The sequence below is a fragment of the Micromonospora echinofusca genome, assembly GCF_017614955.1.
Classification (GTDB): domain Bacteria; phylum Actinomycetota; class Actinomycetes; order Mycobacteriales; family Micromonosporaceae; genus Micromonospora; species Micromonospora echinofusca_A.
Genome location: NZ_WVUH01000404.1, coordinates 1 through 5,851, shown reverse-complemented (window position 1 = coordinate 5,851; position 5,851 = coordinate 1). Strand labels below are relative to the sequence as shown.

General features: G+C 74.7%; 6 protein-coding genes. 1 reads left to right on the top strand and 5 read right to left on the bottom strand.

The window, feature by feature from the left end:
* Positions 1-19: 19 nt before the first annotated feature.
* Both GSF22_RS29570 and pknB read right to left on the bottom strand, forming a co-directional pair.
* The gene (locus tag GSF22_RS29570; RefSeq protein WP_208817201.1) at positions 20-886 is read right to left on the bottom strand and encodes a deoxyribonuclease IV; all 867 of its coding nucleotides are present in this window, start codon (positions 884-886) and stop codon (positions 20-22) included.
* Positions 887-902: 16 nt separating this feature from the next.
* The gene (pknB, locus tag GSF22_RS29565; protein WP_208817200.1) at positions 903-2,882 is read right to left on the bottom strand and encodes a Stk1 family PASTA domain-containing Ser/Thr kinase; all 1,980 of its coding nucleotides are present in this window, start codon (positions 2,880-2,882) and stop codon (positions 903-905) included.
* Positions 2,883-2,979: 97 nt separating this feature from the next.
* Between pknB and GSF22_RS29560 the strand changes: the two genes are divergently transcribed.
* Positions 2,980-3,384: an Rv2175c family DNA-binding protein gene (locus GSF22_RS29560; protein ID WP_439957818.1), complete on the top strand. Its 405-nt coding sequence runs from the start codon at positions 2,980-2,982 to the stop codon at positions 3,382-3,384.
* 66 nt (positions 3,385-3,450) lie between these two features.
* Here GSF22_RS29560 and GSF22_RS29555 read toward each other — a convergent pair whose 3' ends face one another.
* The 3 genes from GSF22_RS29555 to GSF22_RS29545 all read right to left on the bottom strand — a co-directional run.
* Positions 3,451-4,533 (bottom strand): polyprenyl synthetase family protein, encoded by a 1,083-nt coding sequence (locus GSF22_RS29555; RefSeq protein ID WP_208817198.1) that lies wholly within the window; start codon positions 4,531-4,533, stop codon positions 3,451-3,453.
* Positions 4,534-4,618: 85 nt separating this feature from the next.
* Positions 4,619-5,356 carry a carbon-nitrogen hydrolase family protein gene (locus GSF22_RS29550; RefSeq protein WP_307804439.1) on the bottom strand — a complete coding sequence of 246 codons (738 nt, stop codon included), beginning with the start codon at positions 5,354-5,356 and terminating at the stop codon, positions 4,619-4,621.
* Positions 5,357-5,363: 7 nt separating this feature from the next.
* Positions 5,364-5,851: helix-turn-helix domain-containing protein (locus GSF22_RS29545; protein WP_208817197.1), on the bottom strand; the 488-nt coding region annotated here is incomplete at its 5' end.

Below are 5,851 nucleotides of genomic sequence, written 5' to 3'. Positions count from 1 at the left end.
GGCCCGGGGGCCCCGGTGGTCAGGGGCGGAGCCGGCGGAGGATGGCGATGTCCTCGGCGTGACCGACGTGCTTCTCGGTCGGCGTCTCCACCACCACCGGTACGCCGGCCGTCACCGGGTGGGTCATCAGCTCGGCGAACGCCGGCTCACCGATGTTGCCCTTGCCGATCGACTCGTGCCGGTCCCGGGTCGAGCCGCAGAGGTCCTTCGAGTCGTTGGCGTGTACCAGAGCGAGCCGGTCCGTACCCACCGTGGCCAGGAGGGCGTCCAGCGTGGCCGACATGCCGCCGGCCGCCGCCAGGTCGTGCCCGGCGGCCCAGGCGTGGCAGGTGTCGAAGCACACCTGGAGCCACGGATGCCGGTCCACCGCGTCCAGGTAGGGGCCGAGCTGCTCGACCCGGGAGGCCAGCGACCGCCCGCCACCCGCACTCGGCTCCACCAGCAGTTTCGGCCCGCCGCTGGCCGCCGCCGCGTCGAGCAGCGGGAGCAGGCTCTCGCGTACCTGCCGCATGGCCGCCTCGGCGTGCCCGGCGTCGACCGCGCTGCCCGCGTGGAAGACCACCCCGCGCGCGCCGATCGCGGTACCCCGTTGCAGCGCGTGGGCCAGCGTCTCCGTCGACCGTTCGACCGTGGCCGGGGTGGGCGAACCCAGGTTGACCAGGAGCGAGGCGTGGATGAAGACCGGTACGCCCCGCTCGGCGCAGCCGTCCCGGAACAGGATGTCCTGGGCGGGGTCGCCCGGGGGCAGCGCCCAGCCCCGGGAGTTGGAGACGTAGACCTGCACCACCTCGGAGCCGGCCGCGTCCACGTACGGCAGGGCGGCCCGGGCCAGCCCACCGGAGGTGGGGGTGTGCGAGCCGACCGGACGCTGGCCAGTCTCGGTCATCGTGCCCCCCGACAGGTCAGAAACATGTGATGGTCACCTGGGTGCCCGGGGGAACCGACGAGTTCTCGCCCGGGTTCTGGAAGCGTACGGTGGCGCCGGGGTTGAGCTGGACGTTCACCGGGAAACCCAGCCCTTCCAGCTGCTGCTTCGCCTGCTGGCAGGGCAGGTCGACCACCCGGGGCACGACGACCGCCGGCGGTCCCTTGCTGATCTCCAGCTTGACCTCCGTACCCTTCACCGCCCCGGAACCGACCGCCGGGCTCTGGCCGAGCACCTGGTCCTTCGGCTTGTCGGAGTCCTGGTACGTCTCCACCGCCACCAGCCCGAGCTTCTGCAACGCCGCCCGCGCCTCGTTGATGTTCTTGCCGACCAGGTTCGGCACGGTGATCGGCGCCCGTCCCCGGCTCAGGATGACCGTCACCTTCGAGCCGGCCTTCACCTCCGTGCCGACCTTCGGCTGGACGTCCAGCACCGTGCCGGCCGGCAGGTTGTCGTCGTAGCGCGCCGTGCCCTTGGCCACCACGAGTTTCGCGTCGAGCAGGGCCGCCTCGGCCAGTTCGAAGGTCTGCCCCAGCACGTCCGGGACGGCGATCACCTCCGGACCGAGCGAGAGGGTGAGGGTGATCGTGCCGCCCTTGACGATCCGGGCGGTCGACTTGGGATCCTGGCGCAGGACGGTGTCCTTGGCCGCCTTCTCGTCGTACTGCGGATCGGCGTAGACCAGGGTGAGGCCGGCCTTGGCGGCCTGTGCCTCGGCCTGCGCCTTGGTGAGGCTGACCAGCTCCGGGGCCACCGTGTACCGGCCCATCCCGAACCACCAGCCGCCGACCGCGACCAGGAGCCCGAGCACCACCACGGCCGCCGCGACCGCGTTGCGACCACGCCGGTCGCTGAGCAGTCGGGTACGCAGCTCGGCCAACCGGGCACCGAAGCCGGGCTGTTCCGGGGCGCGGCGCCGCCGGGGCTGGGTACGGTCCTTCTGTTCCGGCAACCGGGCCCAGGCCGGACGCTCGGCGGGCCGTACCGCGGCGACGACCATCGTCGGCTCGGCCACCGGGGCGGTCACCTTCGGCAGCAGGGTGGTGCTGCTGGCACTGGTGTTGCCGAGATCCTCCCGGACCACCTGTACCTCGGCGAGCAGGGCACCGGCGTCGGTGGGGCGGCCACCGGGATCCCGGCGGGTGGCCCGGGCCACCAGCTCGTCCAGGGCGGCCGGTAACCCCGGCACCAGGGTCGACGGCACCGGCACGTCGTGGTCGACGTGCTGCCACGCGACGTCGATCGGCCGGTCACCGTCGTACGGCACCCGCCCGACGAGCATCTCGAACAGCACGATGCCGGAGGAGTAGACATCGGTACGCGGGTCGGCGTGCCCGTCGGTGACCAGTTCCGGGGCGACGTAGGCCACGGTCGCCAGCAGCTGGTTGCCCTCGTCGGCCTCCGCGCTCGCCTCGACCGCCTGGGCCAGCCCGAAGTCGGCGACCTTGACCACGCTGTCGACCAGGTTGGTCATGCCGCCGGTCGGCGCCTCGGCGACCAGCACGTTCTCCGGCTTGACGTCACGGTGCACCAGACCGGCGCGGTGCGCCGCGGCGATCGCCGCGAGCATCTGCTCGGTGATGGCCAGCGCCTCGTCCGGGTTGAGCCGGCCGCGCTCGGTGAGCACCTCCCGCAACGTCCGGCCCCGGACGTACTCCATGACCAGGTAGGGCAGGCCGTCGTGGGTGCCCTGGTCGTAGACGGCGACCACGTTGGGGTGGGTCAGCCGGGCGATGGTCTTGGCTTCCTCGGTGAACCGGCCGAGGAAGTTCCCCACCCGGGCCCGGACGTCCGGGGCCTGCGACGGATGGATGATCTTGACTGCGACGGTCCGTTCGAGGCGCTCGTCGGTGGCCGTGTACACGGTCGCCATTCCGCCCCGGGCGACCCGCGCGCGGATGCGGTAGCGCCCGTCGACCAGCGAGCCCAGCAACGTGTCGGCAACCTGTGTGTCCATCGGCAGGCAGTCTATGTGTCCGGGCGGGGGCGGCAGAACAGGATGCCACACCCGGGGTGCCGTCAGCCGCCGCCGGACGGCGTGGCAGGGTGATCGGGTGACCGAATCCGTACCCGCCGGGCCGGCTGGCGCCAGCCCGGAGCGCACCACCCCGGACCTGCCCGGACCCGCCGACCCGGCCGGCTGGCTGACCCTGCCCGACGTCGCCGAGCGGCTCGACGTGTCGATCAGCAAGGTGCACCAGATGATCCGGGAGGGCGAACTGCTCGCGGTCCGCCGGGACGGCGTCCGCCGTGTCCCCGCCGAGCTGGTCGCCAACCGGAACGTGCAGAAGCACCTGCCCGGTGTCCTCACCCTGCTCCGGGACGCGGGCTACGACGACGACGCGGCGCTGCGCTGGCTCTACGAACCGGACGACACGCTGCCCGGTACCCCGGCCGAGGCGCTCGGCGGCGACCGGGCCCGCGAGGTCAAGCGACGGGCCCAGGCGCTCGGCTTCTGATCCGCGCCGCGCCGCCCACGGCGTGCCGCCCGCCCGGGCAGCCGGAGCCGGAGCGCGGGTGGTGGCTCAGTCTCGGCGGCGGGTGGCGGCGACCGCCAGGTCGACCAGCGCCTGCCGGGCCTCGGTGACCAGCTCCACCCCGGTCAGGGCGGCCAGGGCGGTCCCGGTGAGCGCGGTGATCCGGGCCTCGGTCCGCTCCAGCGCCCCGGTGGCCACGATCAGCTCGCGGAGCCGGTCGACCCCGGCCGGATCGAGATCCGGGTCACCGAGGTGCCGGTCGAGCAGTTCCCGCCCCGGGGCGTCGGCCGCCTCCAGGGCCGCCGCCACCAGGTAGGTCCGCTTGCCCTCCCGCAGGTCGTCGCCGGCCGGCTTGCCGGTCTGCCCCGGGTCGCCGAAGACGCCCAGGACGTCGTCGCGGAGCTGGAACGCCTCGCCCAGCGGCAGCCCGTACGCCGAGTACGCGGCGCGTACGTCCCCGGCCGCCCCGGCCAGGGCCGCACCGAGCAGGAGCGGCCGTTCGACGGTGTACTTGGCCGACTTGTAGCGGGCCACCTTGCTGGCCTGCGCGACCGAGGTGTGCCCGCTGGCCTGGGTCACCACGTCCAGGTACTGGCCGACGGTCACCTCGGCCCGCATCTCGTCGAAGACCGGCCGGGCCCGGGCCACCGTGACCGGATCCAGGCCGGCGGAGTGCAGCAGCTCGTCCGACCAGACCAGGCAGAGGTCGCCGAGGAGCACCGCGGCGGCGTCGCCGAAGCCCTGCGCGCTGCCGTACCAGCCGGCGTCCCGGTGCTGCTCGGCGAAGCGCCGGTGCACCGCCGGCTCACCCCGCCGGGTCTCCGACCGGTCCATCAGGTCGTCGTGGATCAACGCGCTGGCCTGTACCAGTTCCAGCGCGGCCAGGGCGGCCACCACCCGGTCCGAGTCGGCACCCCCGGCCCCCCGGTAACCCCAGTACCCGAACGCGGGACGCAGCCGCTTGCCGCCGCGCAGCACGAACGCCTCCACCGCCTCGGCGACCGGCGTCAGGGCGTCGTCCACGTCGGCCAGCCAACGGCGTCGGGCGGCCAGGAAATCGGTCAGCGCGGTGTCGACACGGTGTCGCAGCCCGGCACGGTCGACCGGGGAGACGGGAGCAGCTTGGGTCACCGCTATGACGCTAGCGGGTCGGTGCTGAGCCACCGGGTAGACCCTGCCCGGCAGGCCGGGGCCGGTGTCGGGAGGTCACCGCCGGTCACCCGGCCGCCACCCGCCGGTCGAGGACGGCGCTGACGACCTCGCCGGTGGCCGGACCGGCCTGGGCGAGCAGGGTGCCGTCCGGCGCCCAGATGCCCGACCGGCCGGCGCTGCGGGTGTACCCGTCGCCGGTCGGCCCGGCGAAACTCGCCACGGCGACCCGGATCCGGTGGCCGGTGGCGGTGCGCCGGGCGCGGTCGTCCTGGATCTCCGCCTCCTCGGGGAACATCAGGGTGCCGGCGACGTAGACGTCGATGCCGAGCGCGACGGTGTCGGCGACGTGCTGCGCGATCCCGGTGTCCCGGCAGATGGCCAGCCCGAGCCGCCAGCCGTCCACGTCGAGCACGGCCGGCCGGTCACCCGGACTGAACCGGACCGCCTCGCTGCTGCCCAACCACTGTTTGCGGTAGGCGACGCTGCCGCCCGCGCCGGTGACGGCCAGCGTGGCGATGTGTACCCGGCCCGCCGTACCGGCCACCGGGGCGCCGACCAGCGCCACCGAGCCGGTTTCGGCGCAGGCGGCCACGAGGGGCGCCAGCCGGGGATCGTCCGGGTCGACCGTCGGGGCGTCCAACTCGTACCCGGTGAGGGAGAGCTCGGGGAAGACCACCACCCGGGCAGCGGCGGCGCGGGCCGTCGCCGCGTGCGTCGCGGCGTTCGCCGCGAGGTCGTACGGCACGCAGGGCGGCTGGGCGACCGCGATGCGCAGCGGTCCGTCGGGTCCCGGCACAGGCACGAACCGATTATGACCACCGCAGCGGCCGGCGGAGCCGGCGCGGTCGTGGACCCGGCCGGCCCCGACGTCGGGCGGTCGCGCGGGCGGCGTACCCGATGGGGAGCGGACGGTGCGGCGGGGCCGGCGGCCGGCGGGCGGCACCGGGCCGACCACCGGGTGGTGGCCCGTCCCGCCGGCTGTCCGGTGGTGACCCGTCCCGACAACCGTCCGGTGGTGGCCCGTCCGGCCGGCTGTCCTGCGGCGGTGGTACCGCCGGACCCGGGCGCGTGCCGGCCCGGGCGTCGGCCAGGCGCGCCACCGGGACGCCGAGCACCGCCGCGAGCCAGCCGAGCCAGAAATCCCCCGGGGCCCGGCGCTGCCGTTCCCACCGGGAGACCTCGTGCCGGGTCACCGTGGGCACCCCGGACGCGGCGCAGAGCTCGGCGGCGAGCCGGAGCTGGCTCCAGCCCCGGGCCTGCCGCAACCCGGTCAGCAGGGGGCCGAGCAGGGGCGGAG